1 protein-coding gene is annotated in these 1,064 nt (G+C 74.2%); it reads right to left on the bottom strand.

The genetic code is table 11. The annotated features are described in order from the left end of the window. On the bottom strand, positions 1-1,015 hold a 1,015-nt coding region (locus ACZ7HQ_RS45900), incomplete at its 3' end, for a Dyp-type peroxidase (RefSeq protein ID WP_471003700.1). Between the last annotated feature and the right edge of the window lie 49 nt (positions 1,016-1,064).

Below are 1,064 nucleotides of genomic sequence, written 5' to 3'. Positions count from 1 at the left end.
CCGGGCCCGCCTTGCCGAGGTCCATCTCCGTGGTCTCGGTCCCCCCGCTCAGGGGCGCCCCGTCGGCCTTGCGCCGCCCGATGACCCGCTCCTGGCGCTCCACCGGAAGCTTCTCCCAGTCGTCCAGGAGCATCCGGATCCGGCGGACGACGGCGTACGAACCGCCCTCCATCCACTCCTGCGGCTTCCCGGGGGACGCGGGGACGAAGACCCGCCGGTCGAAGTCCTCGTCGGACGGTTTCGGGTTGCCGGTCCCGTCGATCTGGCCCATCAGGTTGCGGGCGGTCATCGGCCGGGCGGTCGCGCCGGGGGTGCGGTTGAAGCCGTTCATCTGCCATCGCACCCGTGCCGTCCCCGCGGCCTCCTTCTGGAGCGCCCGCAGTGCGTGGAAGGCGACCAGCGCGTCGTCCGCTCCGATCTGCACCCACAGGTCGCCGTTGGAACGCCGTGCGTCGAGGGCGTCGGCGGAGAACGCCGGCAGCGGGTCGAGCGCGGCGGGCAGGCGGGCGGCCAGACCCGTGCGCGCGAAGAACGTACGGCCGAAGCCGAACGTGACGGTGAGGGACGAAGGACCCGCGTCCAGGGCGATCCCGGTGTCGTGCCCGGGGCCGTCCGGCGCGCCCGCCGCCGGGCGGCCCGCCATCAGCTCCTTCGCCACCGAGGACCAGCGCCGCAGCAGCGCCGCCGCCTCCTTGCGCCCCGCGCCCGCCACCAGATCGAAGGCGACGAGATGGCCCCGGGCCTGAAGCGGAGTGGTGATCCCCGGTTGATGTTTCCCGTGAAACATCGCCGTGGTCGCGCCGACCGTCGTCAGAGCCGTCGGCTCCTCGGGGCGGGTGGCGGCGTATCCGGCGGCCCCGCCCCCGGCGCCCAGCACCAGCCCCGTGGCGCCTGCGGCGCCCGTCGTGCCCAGCAGCCGCCGCCGCGAGACGCCGGTGGTGGCGGCACCGTCGCCGTCGCCCGGGGCGACGGTCGTGGCGGCCTGGGCGGGAGCCTGCTTCCTGGTCTTGCTCACGTGCTCAGCCGATCTTCGCGTTCTTGTCGATGGTGACCTGGTCGATGTC

The organism is Streptomyces sp. NPDC037290 (assembly GCF_055603245.1).
The sequence above is the reverse complement of the archived record's forward strand: the minus strand, read 5'-3'. Positions and strand labels throughout refer to the sequence as shown.